This window comes from Rothia sp. HMSC061E04 (genome assembly GCF_001813685.1).
GTDB classification, from domain to species: domain Bacteria; phylum Actinomycetota; class Actinomycetes; order Actinomycetales; family Micrococcaceae; genus Rothia; species Rothia mucilaginosa.
Map to the genome: position 1 here is coordinate 489,312 of NZ_KV813706.1, position 19,531 is coordinate 508,842.

16 protein-coding genes and 1 tRNA gene are annotated in these 19,531 nt (G+C 60.5%); all 17 read right to left on the minus strand.

All coding sequences use genetic code 11. The features are described 5' to 3' along the window. Positions 1-248 precede the first annotated feature (248 nt). The 17 genes from HMPREF2927_RS08745 to HMPREF2927_RS08825 all read right to left on the minus strand — a co-directional run bounded on the left by HMPREF2927_RS08745 (position 249) and on the right by HMPREF2927_RS08825 (position 19,231). Positions 249-322 (minus strand) — tRNA-Pro (locus HMPREF2927_RS08745). 227 nt (positions 323-549) lie between these two features. Then, entirely contained in the window at positions 550-2,130 is a 1,581-nt protein-coding gene (der, locus tag HMPREF2927_RS08750) for a ribosome biogenesis GTPase Der (protein WP_049340798.1), read from the minus strand. Positions 2,131-2,241: 111 nt separating this feature from the next. Continuing rightward, on the minus strand, positions 2,242-2,934 hold the full coding sequence (cmk, locus tag HMPREF2927_RS08755; RefSeq protein WP_005507701.1) for a (d)CMP kinase: 693 nt from the start codon (positions 2,932-2,934) through the stop codon (positions 2,242-2,244). Between the two features lie 54 nt (positions 2,935-2,988). Continuing rightward, complete coding sequence (locus HMPREF2927_RS08760) at positions 2,989-4,158, minus strand: prephenate dehydrogenase (protein WP_070687208.1); 1,170 nt, start codon at positions 4,156-4,158, stop codon at positions 2,989-2,991. Between the two features lie 18 nt (positions 4,159-4,176). Beyond that, positions 4,177-5,337, minus strand: coding sequence for a pseudouridine synthase (locus tag HMPREF2927_RS08765; RefSeq protein ID WP_070687210.1), 1,161 nt, complete (start codon positions 5,335-5,337; stop codon positions 4,177-4,179). Positions 5,338-5,424: 87 nt separating this feature from the next. Next, entirely contained in the window at positions 5,425-6,444 is a 1,020-nt protein-coding gene (gene scpB, locus HMPREF2927_RS08955) for an SMC-Scp complex subunit ScpB (RefSeq protein ID WP_083311249.1), read from the minus strand. Continuing rightward, complete coding sequence (locus HMPREF2927_RS08775; protein WP_070687212.1) at positions 6,437-7,432, minus strand: segregation and condensation protein A; 996 nt, start codon at positions 7,430-7,432, stop codon at positions 6,437-6,439. The genes scpB and HMPREF2927_RS08775 overlap by 8 nt, the downstream gene beginning before the upstream one ends. A 192-nt stretch (positions 7,433-7,624) precedes the next feature. After that, entirely contained in the window at positions 7,625-8,485 is an 861-nt protein-coding gene (locus HMPREF2927_RS08780) for a ParA family protein (protein ID WP_005506637.1), read from the minus strand. Between the two features lie 94 nt (positions 8,486-8,579). Next, positions 8,580-9,929 (minus strand): tyrosine recombinase, encoded by a 1,350-nt coding sequence (locus HMPREF2927_RS08785; RefSeq protein ID WP_070687214.1) that lies wholly within the window; start codon positions 9,927-9,929, stop codon positions 8,580-8,582. Between the two features lie 75 nt (positions 9,930-10,004). Then, complete coding sequence (locus tag HMPREF2927_RS08790) at positions 10,005-10,679, minus strand: NUDIX domain-containing protein (protein WP_070687216.1); 675 nt, start codon at positions 10,677-10,679, stop codon at positions 10,005-10,007. Positions 10,680-10,824: 145 nt separating this feature from the next. After that, a complete protein-coding gene (locus HMPREF2927_RS08795) occupies positions 10,825-12,519 on the minus strand; it encodes a CTP synthase (RefSeq protein WP_070687217.1) in 1,695 nt (564 codons plus the stop codon). 329 nt (positions 12,520-12,848) lie between these two features. After that, positions 12,849-14,567 carry a DNA repair protein RecN gene (gene recN / locus HMPREF2927_RS08800; protein ID WP_070687222.1) on the minus strand — a complete coding sequence of 573 codons (1,719 nt, stop codon included), beginning with the start codon at positions 14,565-14,567 and terminating at the stop codon, positions 12,849-12,851. A 19-nt stretch (positions 14,568-14,586) separates the two neighbouring features. Next, a complete protein-coding gene (locus HMPREF2927_RS08805) occupies positions 14,587-15,624 on the minus strand; it encodes an NAD kinase (protein ID WP_105360699.1) in 1,038 nt (345 codons plus the stop codon). Positions 15,625-15,882: 258 nt separating this feature from the next. Continuing rightward, a complete protein-coding gene (locus HMPREF2927_RS08810; protein WP_070687224.1) occupies positions 15,883-16,611 on the minus strand; it encodes a TlyA family RNA methyltransferase in 729 nt (242 codons plus the stop codon). A gap of 91 nt (positions 16,612-16,702) precedes the next feature. Then, the gene (locus HMPREF2927_RS08815; RefSeq protein WP_070687226.1) at positions 16,703-16,870 is read right to left on the minus strand and encodes a GTPase; all 168 of its coding nucleotides are present in this window, start codon (positions 16,868-16,870) and stop codon (positions 16,703-16,705) included. After that, positions 16,863-17,900 (minus strand): HAD-IIA family hydrolase, encoded by a 1,038-nt coding sequence (locus tag HMPREF2927_RS08820; RefSeq protein WP_070687228.1) that lies wholly within the window; start codon positions 17,898-17,900, stop codon positions 16,863-16,865. The genes HMPREF2927_RS08815 and HMPREF2927_RS08820 overlap by 8 nt, the downstream gene beginning before the upstream one ends. Positions 17,901-18,151: 251 nt before the next feature. Continuing rightward, on the minus strand, positions 18,152-19,231 hold the full coding sequence (locus HMPREF2927_RS08825) for a tetratricopeptide repeat protein (protein ID WP_246827402.1): 1,080 nt from the start codon (positions 19,229-19,231) through the stop codon (positions 18,152-18,154). Between the last annotated feature and the right edge of the window lie 300 nt (positions 19,232-19,531).

The following is a 19,531-nucleotide window of genomic DNA, read 5'->3' on the forward strand; positions in this document are numbered from 1 at the left end:
CCACAAAATCGGGCATATTCCAACATTTAGATTCAAGCTCATAATTGCAACCTAACCTAAAGCCCCACCGCTTTACAGGTGCAATGCCGGCCTCTCCCCCGCCATCTCAAGGAAGAGAGCGCACTTCGGTGCTTCCAGCCGTGTTTTTGGCGCCAATTCCCGTATCTCCTCATCCAAGCAAGCAAAACAAAACCCCTAAACGGCATACAAAAAAGCTCCGGAAGGAAAACCTTCCGGAGCTTTATCTGTCGGGTTGACAGGATTTGAACCTGCGACCCCTTGACCCCCAGTCAAGTGCGCTACCAAGCTGCGCCACAACCCGATTCGTTATTCACGATATTGTTTTCAAGGTTTCCCCTGAACACTCGAATAACTATACCGGGCTTTTATCCCCCGCGCAAGCCAGAATCCCTATTTTTAGAAAAAATCTTAAAAATCTTTTCCTCACGGATTTCCTTGCAGATTTTCCGTACAGAACCCAACGCGCGGGGGCCAAGCCTAGCAAGGGAGCCAGCCCAGCAACACGGCATCAAGCAGACACCCCCGCTACTAGCGGCGGCCGCTCTTGCCCTTCTTAGCCTTCGCGCTCTGACGCTCACCCAGAGAGCGGCGCTCACGCACACGCATCGAAATCTCAATCGGAGTACCCGTGAAATCAAAAGTCTCACGCAGACGACGCATAATGAAGCGACGGTAACCCGGATCCAAGAAACCGGTAGTAAAGAGCACGAACTTCGGCGGACGCGAAGACACCTGAGTACCAAAGAGAATACGCGGCTGCTTACCGCCACGTAGCGGGTGCGGATGCGCGGCAACAATCTCGCCCAGGAACGCATTCAGGCGACCGGTCGGAATACGCGAATCCCACGACTCCAGCGAGTGCTCCAGAGCGGGCACCAGCTTGTCCTTGTGCCAGCCGGTCTTCGCCGAAATGTTCACGCGAGGAGCCCACTGCACGTGCGCCAGGTCGCGCTCAATCTCGCGCTCAAGCATGTAGCGGCGATCCTCATCGAGAGTATCCCACTTATTGAATGCCAGGACCATCGCACGACCCGAATCAATCACGGTCTGCACGATGCGCACGTCCTGCTCAGAGATCGGCTCGGAAACATCCAGCAGCACCACGGCAACCTCAGAACGCTCCAGAGCAGTCTGAGTACGCAGCGAAGAGTAGAACTCCGCGCCCTTAGCCATGTGCTGGCGACGGCGAATACCCGCGGTATCCACAAAACGCCAGGGGTAGCCGCCCAGCTCAATAATTTCGTCAATCGGGTCACGAGTCGTACCAGCCAGGTCGTTCACCACGGCACGCTCAGAACCAGCCAACTTATTCAGCAACGACGACTTACCCACATTCGGGCGACCCACCAGAGCCACACGACGCGGGCCACCCAGCGCCTCCGGCTGAGCGAACTGCGAGTGCTCCGGCATGACCTCAAGGATCTCGTCCAGAGCATCCGCCAGGCCACGGCCATGCAGACCCGACACCGGGAACGGCTGACCCATACCCAGCGACCAGAGGTTATAAATCTCCGGCTCCAGGTGAGCGTCATCAATCTTGTTAGCAATCAGAATGATCGGCTTCTTCACGCGGCGCAGCATACGCACAATCTGCTCGTCCGAAGCGGTCACACCCACGCGAGCGTCAACCACCAGGACCACAACATCGGCCTGCTCCACAGCAATCTCAGCCTGCTCAGCAACCTGAGCATCAATACCGCGAGCGTCAGACTCCCAACCACCGGTATCAACCAGGGTGAAGCTCTTACCCAGCCACTCAGCCTTATAGGACACGCGGTCACGAGTCACACCCGGCTTATCCTCAACCACCGCTTCACGGCGGCCCAGAATACGGTTAATGATGGTCGACTTACCCACGTTCGGGCGGCCAACAATCGCCACTACCGGATCAGCGAGCTGCTCTTCCTCTTCCTCAATGTCGAAGCCCCAGGCACCCAGCAGGGCGCGGTCCTCTTCATCCAGGTCGTAGTCCTCAAGACCCTCAAGAAGAGCCTGAGCACGCTGGTCAGCGGTCTCATCATCAATCTCAGCGAGGCGCTCGATAACGTCGTCCTCGCCACCGCCCAGGTACTTATCTTCGTAATCGTCGCGGATAGCGTCCTCAGCCATGCGCATTCCTTTCTCTACCCGCCCCACGCCCAACCCAAGGGCCAGCACGCGAGCGCGGCTCAACGTCTTCTCGGGAGCGGATGCACCACTCCCCCAGCGTTTCGGCGGGGCCTAGCCCGCGCGCTTCGCCTTCAACTGGTCATTCACAGCATTAATCACTGCAGAGACCGTCGCATTAAAATCAAGATCCGAGCTGTCCACCAGGGTCACACCCTCAGCAGCTTCCATAAAGTTATTGACCTTCGAATCCTTCGCATCACGCTCAGCGATCTGCTTGCTCAAGTCACCCGAAGCACCGGACTTCTCCGCATTCTCCAGGCCGCGGCGCGCCATGCGCACCTCTTCAGAAGCAGTCAGCAGGATGCGCGCATCAGCGTCGGGAGCGACCACGGTGGTGATGTCGCGGCCCTCAGCGACCATGCCGTTAATAGCGTGGTTAATCATCCAACGCTGCAGGCCAATCAGGTGCTCGCGAACCGCCGGAACCGAAGCCACAGCAGACACCGCCGAAGAAATGCGCTCGCTACGAATCTCCTCACGGATATCAGTCGAGCCCATCAGAATCTCTTCTTCCTTAATGTTCGTACCGAACACCAGGGGCATCTCCTCGACAGCCTTCGCGATCGCCTCAGCGTCGTTCAGGTCAATGCCAAGTTCCAGCACACGGTAGGTTGCGGCACGGTACATTGCACCGGTGTCCAGGTACGCCAGGCCAAAGTGGCGTGCAACTTCCTTAGACACAGACGACTTACCGGAACCGGAGGGACCGTCAATAGCAATCGTCAGTTTAGGGTTCTCGTGCATCAGCACTCCTTAAAATTCGTCTCAAACTTTATGCCGGAAAATACAGCTTTAACTCTACTTCACAACACGCCAACCGCGAGCCGACAAATCGCGGACCAGCGCCTCATGAATAGACGGATTGACCGAGATTTCAGCCATACCCACCGGGGCACCCGTCGAGTGCTCCAGACGCAAATCCTCGAGGTTCGCGCCCAGCTCACCAATTTCGGCAAGCAAACGAGCCAGCGTGCCGGGGGTGTCGTCCACCAGCACCGTCATCTTTGCGAACGCGGCGGGGGCAGTACCGTGCTTACCCGGAATACGGCTAACGCCCGCGTTGCCTTCACTCATCAGCTGCGCCAAATCCAGGCGAGCGCCGGACGCCGTCGGGTTCTCCAGCGTCGCGATGAGGCGGTTCAGGTCATCACGCACACCGTAGAGGGTCTGCACAATCGGGTCAGCGTTCGCCGCAAAAATCTGCACCCACAGCGTCGGGTCCGAAGCCGCGATACGCACCGTATCGCGCAAACCCTGACCCGCCAGGGACAGTGCATACAGCGGAGTGTCCTGCAGACGCGAAGCCAACAGTGAACTCATCGCCTGCGGCACATGAGAGATCAGGGCAACCGTCTGATCATGCTCCTCAACGCTCAGAGAAGTCACAATCGCGCCCAGCTCAACCGCCACAGAACGCACCAGGCGCACACACTCGGGGTGAACCGAATCGTGCTCGCAGATAATCCACGGACGCGCCTGGAACAGCTCACCGCGAGCAGCCACCGGGCCAGACTTCTCACGCCCAGCCATCGGATGCGAACCCACGTAACGGGACGCATCCGCACCCGAGGCAAGCACATCAGCCAGCGGCTGCACCTTCACCGAGGCAACATCCGTCACCACGGCGCCGGGGTAGCCCGCCTCCGGTCGAGGCGCATAGGTGTTCAACGCGCGAGCGCACACGGCACCGGCACTATCCGGAGGCGCAGCCACCACCACCAGCTGCGGGGCGAAGGCGGTGCGCTCCTCCTCCGACAGAGTGGAGAAACTTGTACCGGCACCAATATCCTGCGCCACAGCCTCGGCGGTGGGTGAAATATCTTGGACGTACACGTCCTCGCATCCTGCCGCACGCAGCCCCAAACCAATAGAGGCACCCAGCAGACCCGAGCCGATAATGAGTACCGGCCCGGTCAGCGTTGAGTCCATGGGCAGCTCAGATGCGGAAAGCTCAGCGGGCGAGCTCATGACAACTCCTTAGCGTTATTACATGTCCACCGAAGCGAGCAGGTGACCGATCTCGACCTTGGAGAGGTTACGGACGGTACCCTGCTTCTGCGAACCAATACGGATCGGGCCCATCTCAACGCGGACCAGGCGCTCAACCGGGTAGCCGACGGCATCGAAGAGGCGGCGCACGATGCGGTTCTTACCGGAGTGGATGGTCACCTCAACGAGCACGTGGCCGGGGGTGGAGTCCACCAGTTTGAACTCGTCAACGCGGGTCACGCCGTCTTCCAGGCGAATACCCTTCTTCATGGCTGCGCCGACGCCGGGCTCCATCGGGCCGGGAACCTGCACCAGGTAGGTCTTGGGCACCTCGTAGGAGGGGTGGGTGAGGCGGTTCGCCAGTTCACCGTCGTTGGTCAGCAACAGCAGACCCTCGGTTTCGACATCCAGGCGGCCCACGTGGAACACGCGCTCGCTCATGGAGGAACGCAGGAAGTCAGAGATGCAGGGGCGACCCTCGGGGTCTTCCATGGTGGAGACCACGCCGGCGGGCTTGTTGAATGCCATGTAGACGAGCTTGTCGTTAGTCTGCACGGTCATGCCGTCCACCTGCACGGTCACCTTGGAGGGGTCAACGCGCACACCCAGCTCGGTCACGACTTCACCGTTGACGGTAACGCGACCTTCGGTAATCATTTCTTCGCAGACGCGACGGGATGCCACACCGGCCTGAGCCAGCAGCTTCTGCAGGCGCACGCCGTCGTGGTCGTAGAACTCGTAGTGGTCTACCGGGGCGTTGCGGGGGCGGCGGGGGCGGTGCGGGCCAGCGTAGTTGCTGACGCGGTATTCGCCGCGCTCGTTCGCGAAGGCTTCGCCGGAGCGGTAGGGGCGGCCCGGTGCGCGGCGTTCGCGCTTGGGCAGTTCGGTGCCGCGGCCTCGGCCGGAACCTGCGCGGCCTGCGCCGAACTTCTTCTCGCCAAACTTCTTGTCACCGAACTTCTTCTCGCCGAAGCCCTTCGCGCCGCCCTTGCCTGCGCCACCCTTCGGTGCGCCGGGGCGACCGCCGCGTGCGGAGGCGCCCTTAGCGCTGGGCTTACCGCCCTGACCGGGACGAGCAGCGCCGGGACGGCCACCGCGGGAGTTCTGGGGGCGACCGGATGCAGAGCGGCCGCCGCGGGAGGAGTTTCCATATGCCATGGTGTTCTTCTCTTTTCTGTCGTATAGTGCGAACATTTCAGGCTTTTCCCGAACGTTCGTTCGTCTTATTGATTCGTTGTCGTTGTCTTAGTCGTTGCCCTCGGCAAGCACTGCGGCTTCCGTGTCATCGGGCAGGAAGGGCGCGAGCGCCGGCAGCTCCTCCAGGGAGTTCAACCCGAGCTTCGCCAGTAGCAGCTCCGTGGTTTCGTAGAGGGTCGCGCCGCTTCCGGCTTCTCGCCCTGCTTCACGAATCAGCTGCCGTTGCAGCAGCTGACGGATTGCCGCGTCCGCGTTTACGCCTCGAATGGAGGCTACCCTCGCCCTGGTCACCGGCTGCTGGTAGGCAATCACGGCGAGCGTTTCGTAGGCGGGTTTGCTCAGCGTCGCGCTCTTGGAACGGGTCACGAAGCGTGCCACCCAGGGGGCGAAGTCGTCGCGGGCGTAGAGCTTCCAGCCTCCTGCGATGTTCCGCAGCTGGAATCCGCGCGGTTCGGGCGCCCCCCGGTTTTCGTCTTCTCCGTAGCCGCTTTCTTCGCCGTTGTACTCGCGGTACAACTGGTCGAGCGCGTGCTCAACAGCTCGTTCGCTGACGATGAGAGCGGCGGAGAGTTCACGCACGCTCACGGGCGCTTCGGCAACGGCAAGGATCGCTTCGATGGCGCTTTTGACGCCGCCGGGGATTGCCTCGACCTTGGAGAATTCGGCTTCGGCATCGACCGCCACACTGGGTGCGGTGGAGGGGCCTCCCACCGGAATCGCTGCCGATTTCGTTACCGATTCCTTCGACTCGCGGGATGCAGTTTCCTGCGATTCCTCGGAGCTGTTGGAAATGTCGGAGCCATCGGAGTCCTCTACCGTTTCGGCGGCTTCAGCCTCCTCAGCTTCTTCGGTCATCTCATCCAGAGGAGCAGCAACTACCTCGTGCTCAGCCGGTTCAGCGTCCGTCTCAGCAGGCTTTGAAAACTCGGTCTCTGCAGACGCCTCTATCGATGCCAAGTCAGCCTGTTCCGAATCCTCATCTGCGTTCGGATCCCAGTAGCCCATGTTCACGATGGCAAGGTCGTCAGGGGTAAATTCACGGTCAAAGCGTGAGCCGTGATTACTCATAATCCTCCTCTACCGGTTCCGTGTTAGTTTCAGGCTCGTTCACTTCGGGTGATTCAGGCGCTTCACCGGTTTCGTGCTCGTCCTCAGCATCTGTTTCTTCGCGAATCACGAACTGTGCCGCGCTCGCGCTCGCACGTACCCGAATGGATCCGAGCGGTGCGTCCTGTTCTACGTGCAAGGCACCTTCTTTGTAGAGCTCGAGCAGGGCGAGAAAACGAACCACCGCGATTTCTAGTTCGCCGGATCCTTGAACCAGTTCGGCGAAGCTCAGTTCCCGCACCGCGGTATCGAGCAGGCTGTGCAGAATGTAGTGTTCTTCAGCCGCGATGGTGGTTAGCGGAACGTGCAGGTGCTCGTTGAGTTCTTCAACGATTTCTTCGGGTTCCGGCTCGGGCTCTTTGGGGATTCGACTCAGCGCTGCTGCGGCGATGCGGGCGAACTCTTCGGCACCTCCGGTGAAAACCAGCTCGGGTAGCGCCTGGGCGAATCGTTCTTCAAGGGCTACCGCACGGGGAAAACGCTGCGCTTCTTGCGCCCAGCGTTCAGCAAAAATATCGGCAACTTCGCGGTAGGCGCGGTATTGCAGCAGACGGGCGAAAAGCAGGTCGCGTGCCTCCAGCAGTGCAACGTCCTCTTCGAGGGGTTCACGATGCTGCGGGAGCAGGCGTGCGGTTTTGAGTTCCAGCAGGGTTGCGGCAGTGACCAGAAATTCGCTGGCTTCGTCGAGTGCGCGTTCGGTGCCTTCAGCGTAGAGGGCGTGCAGGTATGCGAGGAACTCGTCGGTGACCTCTGCGAGCGCCACCTCGGTAATGTCGAGTTTGCGGCGCGAAATCAGGGTCAGTAGAAGATCAAAGGGGCCCTCAAAATTACTGAGGGTGAGGGTGAAACCGCGTTCCGGGTTCTGCAGGCCGCGGCCCTCAGTCCGGGCGTTTGCGGCGGTGTCTGCGTTCGGTGTCGGTACCCTCACGGCAGCGACGTTCGTGGTCATAAACGACCTATTCTCCTTAGGTTTATTCTCCCCGGCTTTGTTGGTGCCGTCTCAGATGCGGCTTTTACTTCGCCTATTTTTTCGGCGTAAGCAGTGTGCGGGGTCTTTAGAATCCACACAATTATACGCCCTCTGCCGGTGTGACTCAAGGGTGAGAGTCACCTCAGCAGAGGGCGTATAGGTGTGGGGGCTTTAGCGTGCGCCGCCCTTGTAGATCAGTTCGCGTGCCACCTGGCGGTATGCTTCCGCGCCGGGGTGGCTGGAGGCGTAGCTGAGAATCGGCTCAGCGGACACCGATGCGTCCGGGAACTTCACGGTGCGCTTGATGACGGTGTCGAAGACCTTGTCGCCGAATGCGTCCACGATGCGTGCCAGAACTTCCTTGGAGTGGATGGTGCGCGCATCGAACATGGTGGCAAGTACGCCGGAGATTTCGAGGTCGGGGTTCAGACGATCCTGAACCTTCTCGATGGAGTCAACCAGCAGTGCGACGGCGCGCAGCGCGAAGAACTCACAAATCAGCGGAATGATGACGCCTTCGGAGGCGGTCAGTGCGTTGACGGTCAGCAGGCCCAGGGAAGGCTGGCAGTCGATGAGGATGACGTCGTATTCGTCACGGACCTTGCGCAGTGCCGAGGCGAGAACCTGCTCGCGAGCCACTTCGTTGACCAGCTGAACTTCAGCTGCGGAGAGGTCAATATTAGCGGGCAGCAGGTCGATGTTCTCCACGCCGGTAGGCAGGATGACGTCCTTAATGTCGACCTTGCGGTCCATCATGACGTTGTAGACGGTCAGGTCCAGTTCGTGCGGGTTCGCACCGAAACCGGCGGAGAGAGCACCCTGCGGGTCGAAGTCGACCAGTAGCACCTTACGGCCGCATTCTGCCAGTGCCGCGCCCAGGTTAATGGTGGAGGTGGTCTTACCCACGCCGCCCTTCTGATTCACCATAGAGATAATGCGGGCGGGACCGTGGCTGCTCAGCGGAGCCGGGTCGGGGTATACGCGCAGGGGTCGACCGGTGGGGCCGAGTTCTTGAGCCTGAGCTTCAGTCAATGGTTCACCTTCATCAATGAATTCGAAGTTTTAAAGTTTAAGCGTTGTCTATAAGGTTACCTCAAGAGCGGCTGTTCCGCGGATTGACGGGGTTTTATCCCCGTTCGTGGGCACGCGGATGCGCCATGCGGTACACCTCCATGAGCCCCTCGGGCGTGACCTTGGTGTACACCTGAGTGGTGGCGATGGAGGCGTGCCCGAGCAGTTCTTGCACCACGCGAATATCGGCGCCGCCCTGCAGCAGGTGCGTTGCGAAGCTGTGGCGCATGGAGTGCGGTGAGAAGTCGGAGCTGAGCCCGGCGGCTTCGGCGGCTTCTTTGAGGATGAGCCAGGCGCCTTGGCGTCCGAGTCTGCCGCCTCGTCCGTTGACGAAGAGCGCGGCGGTGCCTTTACCGTGCGCTACGAGGGAGGGGCGGGCACGCACCAGGTAGTCTTGGATTGCTTTTTGGGCGTAGCTTCCGATGGGTACGAGCCGTTCTTTGTTTCCCTTACCGAAGAGTCGAACGTAGCCGGGCAAAGTGATCTGGTTGCCGTCTTCATCGGTGAGGGTTCCCTCGAAGTGCACGTCGTCAATATCGGCGTTGAGCATTTCGCTCACGCGCGCGCCGGTGGCGTAGAGGAATTCGAGGATGGCTCGATTGCGTAGCCCGGTGGCGGTTTCGCGGTCGGGTACGGCGAGTAGCCGCTGGATGTCTTCTACGCTGACTGCTTTGGGTAGGCGTTTAACGTTCTTTGGCGGGGTGACCGGTGCCGCCGGGTCGGTGGGCACGATGAGCGCGGAGACCCAGAAGGCGTGTGCTCCGCGGACTGCCGCCATGGTGCGGGCGATGGAGTTCGGGCCCAGCGGCAGGGGCAGGTTCGGTGCCCCTTCAGCGGCTGGCGTTTCTTTTTCTGGCACCCCGGCTTTCTCCGGTTGCCCGGTATGACCTTTCCCAGCACGACCTTTTCCAGCGCGCCCGTTTCCAGTCCCTCGCCCCGATTCGGAGGCGATCATCAGTGCCAGCGATTCTGCGGCTTCCTCCTGCGCTTCCCGAGATTCCTGCGCGTTCTGGTTGTTCTTCTCCCCCGCTTCGAATCCGGCAAGGGGCACGGTGGGGGCGGCGAGTTCCCGCATGAAGGAGCGTACCTGCGCGGTGGTGATGCGTTCGGGGTCGATGACGCCGAGGGTCGCCATGTAGGCGCTGTATCGCCGCAGATCGCGCGCGTAGGAGGCGATGGTGTGCTCGCTGCTTCCTCGCTCCACGCGCAGGTGGATGAGGTACTGCTCGATTGCACTCTGGAGCGGGGTCTGCGCCTCCTGGTGGGAAGCACCCAGGCTAGAAGAACCCAGAGCAGAAGAACCCAGAGCAGAAGAACCCAGCACGGAGGAACCGGCAGAAGAGGGCACACCGAGCAGACCCGCGCCGCGGGATGTCTTGCTCACCGTGCTTTTTGCCTGCTTCACTCTATCTCCTCTGTCGGTTCTCTTGAGATGTGGACCTACCGTAGGCGGGCTACTCCCCCGCCCCATGCTCCGTTCTTAGTGGTTGCGGAAGTTCTCCGGCTTTTCGCGGCGCTGCCCCATGTAGGGGTGGAACTCCCAGCCGCCCTCGGCGGGGCGCAGGCCTTCAAAGTTGTTCTGCACCGCCGCGTAGGTGGCGAGTACCGCCTGGATAGCGAGCGCGTTATGAATCTTTCCGCCCAGCACCAGCTGCACTGCCTCGGCGAGGGGCACCCAGCGGTAGGTCATTTCTGCTTCTTCGTCGGTGCGTTCGCTGCGTTCTTCGGCGGGCAGTTCCGAGAGGTTGCGTGCCAGGTAGACGCGGCCTGCTTCGCTGGTTGCGCCGGGGCTGCTGAAGTAGTCGGTCAGAGCGTTCCAGGTGTCTGCCTGCAGGTCTGCCTCTTCGGCGAGTTCGCGCTGCGCGGCGACCAGGGGGTCTTCACCGTCGATGTCGAGCAGTCCTGCAGGTACTTCCCAGAGGTTCATGCGCACCGGGTGGCGGTACTGGTTGAGCATCAGCAGTTCGTTGCTGTCGTTGAGGACCGCCACGGCGACGGCGCCGGGCATTTCCACGACGTCGCGGGTCAGCACGGTATTTTCGTTGAGTTCGTACTCCTCAACGGTCGTTTCAATCACATAGCCGCTGTACTTCACGGTGCGGGTGCGGATGGTGCGTTCGGAGGGTACATCAATAATCTGCTGGTTGTTGCTCATTCTTTCATTGTAGGCGGCTTCTTAGCCCCGCTACGTTTGGCGCGTCAGGTACGGGCACGGAATAAGGCATGTTCAGGTTTATACGAAAGCATCCCGCCCTCCCCTGCGCGGGGTGAGCGGGATGCTGAACGTTCGTGCCTAGATGTTAGGCGCCGCGGCGCTCCAGAGCAGCCTTAATCAGGCCGGAGAAGAGCGGGTGCGGGCGGGTCGGACGCGAGCGGTACTCAGGGTGTGCCTGAGTTGCCACGTAGTAGGGGTGTGCCTCTGCGGGCAGTTCCACGTACTCGACCAGCGAGGAGTCCGGGGAGGTACCGGAGATGCGCAGGCCTGCTTCTTCAAGCTGCTCGCGGTACTCGTTGTTCACCTCGTAGCGGTGGCGGTGACGCTCTGCAACCTTGGTTGCACCGTACGCCTTAGCAACCTGAGAGCCGGGAACCAGGTTTGCCTTGTACAGGCCCAGGCGCATGGTGCCGCCCAGGTCGCCTGCACCTTCGACGAACTGCTTCTGCTCTTCGATGGTTGCGATGACCGGTACGGAGGTTTCCGGATCGAACTCGGTGGAGGATGCTTCGGCCAGACCCAGTACGTTGCGTGCGTACTCGATGACCATGGACTGCAGACCGAGGCAGATGCCCAGGGTCGGGAGCTTGTGCTCGCGTGCGTACTTGAGGGCGCCGATCTTGCCGTCCAGGCCGCGGATGCCGAAGCCGCCGGGCACGAGGATTGCGTCCATGTTGCGCAGCTGGTGGTCGGCATCTTCGTCGGTTGCGCACAGGTCTGCTGCAACCCACTTGATGTTGACCTTCACGTTGTTTGCGAAGCCGCCGGCACGCAGAGCCTCGGAGACGGACAGGTATGCGTCGGGCAGGTCGATGTACTTACCGACCAGGCCAACGTTGACCTCTGCTGCGGGGCGGTGCACTGCGTCGAGCAGGCGGTCCCACTGAGTGAAGTCCGGTGCGGGAGCCTCAATGCCGAAGTAGTCGAGGATGTAGTCGTCGAGCTTCTGGCTGTGCAGGGTCTTGGGGATGTCGTAGATACTGGGTGCGTCGGCGCAGGAGATGACCGCGTCACTGTCCACGTCGCATGCGTTACCGATCTTGGTACGGTGCGATACGGGGACCTCACGCTCACAGCGCAGGATCAGACCGTCAGGCTGGATGCCCAGGCCGCGCAGTGCTGCGACGGAGTGCTGGGTCGGCTTGGTCTTGAGCTCGCCGGAGGGGCCGATGAAGGGCACCAGGGAGACGTGCAGGAAGAAGACGTTCTTGCGGCCAACATCGCGGCGTACCTGGCGTGCTGCTTCCATGAAGGGCAGGGACTCGATATCGCCAACGGTACCACCGATTTCGGTGATGATGATGTCGGGTGCGTTTTCAATTTCCGCTGCGTGACGCATGCGGGCCTTGATTTCGTCGGTAATGTGAGGGATGACCTGGACGGTGTCGCCGAGGTATTCGCCGCGGCGTTCCTTGGCGATGACGGAGGAGTAGACCTGGCCGGTGGTCACGTTAGCGGACTGGTCGAGGTTTTCGTCCAGGAAGCGCTCGTAGTGTCCGATGTCGAGGTCGGTTTCAGCACCGTCGTCGGTGACAAAGACTTCACCGTGCTGGAAGGGGTTCATCGTACCGGGGTCGACGTTCAGGTAGGGGTCGAACTTCTGCATGGTCACAGAGAGGCCACGTGCGCGAAGAAGCTGACCGAGGGAAGAGGCCGACAGGCCCTTACCGAGAGAAGATGCAACGCCGCCAGTTACGAAAATCTGGCGGGTTACCTTGTCGTTAGAGGACGCGTTCAGAGCGTTATTTTTTTCATTCACCACGGAATTCAAGCCTACCATTTTCTTGTCTGCTATCCAAGCAGAGGGTTTTGCCGCGAGAGGATTCTCTCAGGCGGTTTTCCCTCCCCTATTTGTCCTTATCACCACTGTAAACGGAGCTGGGGATTTATTATTCCCGCCGCGCCGTGTAGAAGCAGGTGTAGGAACATTCACAGAGTATCTCACATCCTCTGGGCTCCATGCGCCGCTATTGGTCACCGGCACGGGCTGTACCGACAACTTTCCGAGGCACGCTCGCGCACTTCTGCCCCTTTGATGGTCTTTAGTGCGAAAGATGCCGCCTTTCGGCGCTTTTGCCAGCACTTTCTTCATGCTTTTCCCTGCCGGTTTCAACGCCCCTGCGGCACTTCTCGACCGGCGGCTAGCAGCTCTCGGGCGTGCTCTCGCGCCGATTCTGATTGATCGTGTCCAGAGAGCATTCGCGCCAGTTCCACCACGCGTTCCTCTTCGGAAAGTACCTTGACCTTTGAGAGGGACGCGTCATCGTTTTTCAGCACGAGGATGTGCTGATCCGCGAAGGCGGCAACCTGCGGCAGGTGGGTGACCACCAGAACCTGCACGTGTCGGGCGAGCATGGCGAGGCGGCGACCGATTTCGATAGCGGCCTTACCGCCCACGCCGGAGTCCACCTCGTCGAAGATGAAGGTGGGTACGGGGTCCACTTCGGCAAGCACTACCTCCAAGGCGAGCATCACGCGGGAGAGCTCGCCGCCGGAGGCGCCCTTACCGAGCGGGCGCGGCACGGCGGTTCGATGCGGCGCCAGCATGAAGGTCACGGTGTCTCGGCCGTGCACCGAGAACTTTTCGGCTTCAGCAACTTCCACGGCCAGGGAGGCGTTCGGCATGGCAAGAGCAGTGAGCTCTTCGCTGACGGCGTCCGCCAGTTTCTGTGCGGCGGCACGGCGCAGGGCGGTCAGCTCTTCTGCCTGGGCGCCAAGCACCTTGCGTAGCTGTACCAGCTCGGTTTCCAGGGTTTCCTGTCGCTGCGGGTCATCCACCAGGGTCTCGAGGCGTGCGCGTGATTCTTCGGCCCATTCGAGGACCTCTGCTATGTCGGCACCGTACTTGCGGGTGAGGGTCGCCAGCTGGGCGCGGCGAGTCTGCACCTGCGCCAGACGTTCGGGGCCTTCAACATCCAAGGAGGCCATGTAGGAGGACAGATCCGAGGAGATATCGGTGGCAAGAATCAACAGTTCGTTGACGCGCGCGGCGAGGGAGGCAAGCTCTTCGTCAGCGTCTGCCTGTGCCTGTAGCGCGGAGCGGCTTGCATCGAGCAGGCTCATGACGCTCTGTTCGTCGCCGGCTGAGTATTCGCTACCGCTGAGCGCTGCGGAGGCGGTTGCCGACGCAATGCGTAGCGCTTCAACGTTCATGAGCTTCACCATTTCGGCTTTGAGCTCTTCTTCTTCCCCGGCCTGCGGGTTGAGGGCGCTGATTTCTTCTAGGGCACCCTGCAGGGTCTGCGCTTCGAGGGCGCGTGCGCGAGAGTTTTCGCGTACTTCCTTGAGCTCTGCTGCGGCGGCACGGTATCGCTCGTAGTTTTCGCGGTACTTCTCAAGCAGGTTGGCGAGCTCTTCACCGGCGTACAGGTCGAGGGACTGGCGCTGCTCTGCAGCTGATTTGAGGCGCAGCTGATCGGACTGGCCATGGACTGCAACAAGAGTCTGACCAATCTGAGACAGGGTTCCGATGGGTGCGGAGCAACCGCCGACGTGGGCACGGGAGCGTCCCGAGGCATTGACGGTGCGCGCCAGAAGCAGTTCGGAGGTCTGTTCGTCGATGTCTTCGGCGGTGCCGCCGGCCTCTTCGGCAAGCTCGAGGGCGCGGTGCCCGTGGGGCAGGCGAATCACTGCTTCGGCAAGGGCACTCTTGGCGCCGTTGCGCACGCTGGATGCGTCGGATCGGGCGCCCAGGAGCATGCCGAGGGCGGTGACGACCATGGTTTTACCTGCGCCGGTTTCGCCGGTCAGCACGGAGAATCCGGGTTCGAGGGGGAGCCTCGCATCGGTGATGATGCCGAGGTCTCGAATATGGATTTCCTCAATCACGAACGTTCATTCCTTTTCTTTAGTGCTTCTCGGTGTCCTGCGGGCCACGCCAGCCACGGATCGGAAGCTCAAATTTACGCACCAGTCGCTCAGAGAAGGGAGCCGGGTGGATACGGGCGAGCAGCACCGACTTTTCGGAGCGTCGCACCTCAATACGGGAGCCGGGGTCCAACTCTACGGTTCGGCGGCCATCGCACCAGAGCACGCCGGAGGCGCCGTTTCCGGGCATCATTTCTACCGCCAGGGTGGAGGTCGGTGCTGCTACCAGCGGGCGCGCGAAAAGCGCGTGAGCCGAGAGCGGCACCATGAGAATTGCTTCAACTTCGGGCCAGACGACCGGGCCGCCACCAGAGAAAGCGTAGGCGGTCGAGCCGGTGGGGGTTCCCATGACCACGCCGTCGCATCCGAAGCTACTGAGCGGGCGGCAGTCCACTTCAATAATGACTTCAATCATTTTTTCGCGATTGCCCTTTTCAACGCTGGCTTCGTTCAGTGCCCAGTCGCTGTGCACGCGTTTGCCGTCGTTCCAGACTTCCACGTCGATTGCCATGCGTTCTTCAACGGTGTATTCGTTGTTGACGATGCAGCGAACGGTTTCGGTCAGGTCGCTCTCTTCGGATTCGGCGAGGAAGCCGACGTGCCCCAGGTTCACGCCGATGAGCGGAACACTGGTTCGGCGCACCATTTCAGCGGCGCGAAGAATCGAACCGTCACCACCAAGCACCACGCCGAGTTCAATATCGATGAGCGCCACGGATTCGTGGACGACCTGCACAGGAACGGGCTCGTCCCAGTTTTCGCTCAGGGTCTCCAAATCGGAGCGAGTCATGACGGGTGCGAGTCCCTCTTCGTAGAGCTGGGTGCATGCCTGTCGGGCGGCATCTCGTGCTTCTTTGCGCCCCACGTGGGCGAAGACGAGAATCTTACGGTGACGTTGTCCCACCGAGTCTTCGGAACCATGACGTTCGAAACTGTGGTGTTCGGAACTATGACGCGCACCTGCGGCAGCTACCTGTGCGGATGCTTCCTGCGGTGCGTGGCTTTCGTGCTCTGCCATAACGACTCTCTCCCATCGGGGTATTGAGATCGGGGTGTTGAGATGGTGTATCTACACCTATCATACCGAATATGTTCTCGAAGATTTTCTAAAGAGCTATATTTTTAGAAAATTATTTCGAATAGTGTGCAGTTGGGGTATCTCTAAAATACCTGCGAATAGCGCGGCAGCCTGAGAAAACCCCGCCTTCAACGCGTCCTACGTTATCGAGCGGTTTTTCTCAGACTGCCTTAGCACTATTTATTTTCGACACTATATTTATTTTCGGCACCAGAGGAAGTACTCTACGTTGCCGTCCTGTCCGGGGAGCGGGCTGGGTTCCATACCCATCACACGCATTCCGTGGCTGACCGCAGATGCCTGAACTTTTTCCACTGCTTCACGGCGGGCGGATTCTTCGTGCACCACTCCCCCGCGTCCGATGCGGTGCTTGCCGACCTCGAACTGCGGTTTGACCATGAGCACCAGGTCGCCGCCGGTTTCGGTGGCGTTCGCTAGCGCCTCCATGACCAGGGTCAGTGAGATGAACGAGAGGTCAGAAACCGTCAGTTCGACCTGCCCACCAATGTCTTCGGGCTTCATGTAGCGAACGTTGAGTCCTTCGTACACGCCGACTCGCGGTTCTTCGCGTAGCGTGTCCACGAGCTGTCCGTGTCCTACATCAACGGCGGCTACGTGGGCTGCTCCTCGACGAAGTAGCACGTCGGTAAAGCCTCCGGTGGATGCTCCCGCGTCCAGGCAGCGCTTGCCCTCCACCTTGATATCGGGGAACGCATCGAGGGCACCTGCGAGCTTGTGTCCTGCGCGGCTGACGTATTCGGTCAGCTCGCTCTGGCTCACGTAGAGGGTGTCCTCCGGGCCCACGAGCATGGACGCTTTGCGTGCAACCTTGCCGTTGACTTGCACGTCTCCTGCCGCAATGAGTTTTGCGGCGAGGGTTCGGGAGCTCACGAATCCGGCTTCGACCAGGTATTTATCGAGGCGCACGGTGTCCTTGTCTTCTTTCTGTCGTCGTCTGGTGACGGGTTATCTAGTGCCACCTCAGAGCATTGCTGTTCTGAGGGGGCACCGCCGCGAGCTAGGAGAGGTTTTCGAGATCCTTCTCCAGCTGCTCGCTCATCGTTTCGAGGCGCTTGACGCGCTCTACGGGGTCCATGGCGAGGATCGCCGCGAGTTGGCGCTCGAATTCTGCATCAAGCTCAGCGTTTTCCTCTGCCGTGCTATTAGTCTCCGGTTCTTTAGGCACCGGGGATCCCCTGGATGTTGGGGTGTGCGCCCTGTTCGGGGTTTGCTGCCCACCATGCCGCGCAGGCTACACGCCATGCTTCGGCTTCGCTCTCGCTACCCGCGAATGCTTCGGCATCTTCAATCTCGGGGCCGGTCAGGCTCAGGTTTTCACCGCGGACTCGTGCCTGCCAGGTGGGGCCGGTTGCGGTGACTTCGTAGCCTTCGTAGAGCACTTCAATTTCGGGGTAGGGTGCGAAGAAGTCCTCGAGGGTGCGCAGAATATAGGTCGGACGCTGGTTCGGCACGGCCTCGATGACGTCCTGGTAGGTCTGTACGCCGGTGAGGACGAGGGCACCGTCCATCTTTGCGTTGTTGGCGCCGAGAATGTCGGTGTCCAGGCGGTCACCCACGATGACGGGGCGGCTGGAGTTCACTGCCTGCGCTGCGGTGTGGAAGATGGGTGCTTCAGGCTTGCCCGCGACAAGCGGGGTGCGGCGGGTTGCGCTTGCTACGGCTGCTACGAGGGTTCCGTTGCCGGGTGCCTGGCCTCGTTCCTTGGGGATGCTCTGGTCGGTGTTGGTGGCAATCCAGAGGATGTCGGGGTTTGCGAGGGTGTAGGCGGCTTCCGCAAGGTCTTCCCAGCCGATCTTGGGGTCGAACCCCTGGATGACGGCTACGGGGCCTTCTTCTTCCGTGCGTACGGTTTCGAGGCCTACCGCACGAACGCAGTCGGCGAGTGCTTCGGTGCCGGTGATGAGGACTTTGGAGCCTGCGGGTACGTGCTGTGCGAGCAGTGCGGCGCCTGCCTGTGCGGAGCTGACGACTCGTTCTGCTCGGGTGTGCATACCCAGTTCTCGCAGGTGCTCTGCTACAGATTCTACGGAGCGCGATGCGTTGTTGGTGACGAAGATGACCGGTACGTTGAGTTCTTCTTCGGCACGGTTGAGTGCTTCGGGTGCGCCTTCGATGGCCAAGGGACCAGCGTAGACTACGCCGTCCAGATCGGAGAGGAGGGCATCGTAGCGGGATAGGAGTGCGTTCGTGGTCATAGAGTGTTCCTCTCGGGGGCTCTGGCGGTTGTCGCTATTAATCGTACCTGTTAGACACTCTAGCGTTGGCGCCTTCGGTCGATTATATGGAAAACCGCTGGACGCTCTCCCCTGCTTGGGTGTGGCGTCCAGCGGTTTCATGCTGACACTTAGGTCACATATTTAGAATTCTTAGATTCTCTGCAGTCTTATTCTGCGGAGGTTTCTTCTGCTTCTTCAGTCTTGGGCGCTTCGGTCTTCTCGTCCTCAGCTTATTCTTCTGCAGTTTCGCTTGCTTCCTCTTCTGCGGAAGCTTCAGCGGTCTCTTCAGCGTCTTCTGCGGTCTCTTCAGCGTCTTCTGCGGTCTCAGTGAGTTCTACGGACTTCTCTTCCTGTTCGAAGAGGCCTGCTTCACCGAAGATGTCGAAGATTTCGGGTTCTGCGAAATTGCCCTGGCCCAGTGCTGCTTCTGCCATGAATGCGAGGCGTGCCCAGCGTTCTGCTTCCTGGTTACGGCCCGCGTTAGCCAGCGCACCGGAGTATGCACTGAACAGGCGGGGGCTGTACTCGAAGGCGCGCTTGGGGTTCAGCTGAGGAATCTGCAGTGCTACGACAGCCTCAGACTTCTTGCCCTGATCGCTAAGGATGCCGGATTCAACGATGGCGAGCTCCACGCGCACGTTGGCGGGCAGTTCTTCCTTCTTGAACTCTGCAATCATTTCCATTGCCTTGGGCAGACGGCCGAGCGCACGTTCGCAGTCCACCAGCAGTGCCAGGTGGTCTACGGAGCCGCTGATACGGCGGTGGGTGCGCAGTTCGCGCAGTGCCAGTTCGAAGTCTTCTGCCACGTATGCGGCGACGCCAACGGCTTCACGTACTGCGGCAATACGGCCTGCACTGCGGGATGCTGCAACGGCGTGTTCCAGCGCGAATTCGGGGTCGATGTCGAGGTAGCGACCGGCCATGGCGAGGTGCTTTGCGACGGTTTCTGCGTTGCGCGGTTCTAGGGCGCGCAGCTGACGGAAGGTCGCGCCGTCCAGCTCGCGACCGGTGATGTCGTCGTCAATTTCTGGCGCCTTAGGCTTTGCGGGGCGGTAGCCTGCACGGCCACCAATGCTACGTACCTCTTCGCGAGGTGCCTCAGACTCAGGGCCGTTGGATCGAGGTGCCTTGGAACGGGAATCAGAGCGACGACCGTCGAACTTCTTGCCTCCGCGGTCGTTACGCTTGAAACCGCCCTTGCCGCCAAAGTTCTTGCCGCCCTTCTGGGAGCGGAAGTCCTTTCCTCCGCTGTTCTTGCGGTGCTGGCGGGGGCCGGAGCCGTTAGACTCGTGACGGGGGGTCTCAGACATGAATCTCCTTGGGAGGTATCCGCTCTTGGGCGGGTAGGGTATGCAGTCGATTCGGTCGAACCGCTGCCTGAGGCATCAACTCTATGAGGGGTGCTTTAGATACACCCGCTAATGCCTAAACATAAGCCATACCATTCTAGTATAGAGAGCACCTTCCGTGCACCCGTACTGATGGGATGTTAAAGACAAATGGGGAGGCCCTAGGGCCTCCCCAAACAAAAATAGCCCCGGCGAAGCCGGGGCTATTGAATAATAAAGCGGCAATAACCTACTCTCCCACACCCACAAAAGTGCAGTACC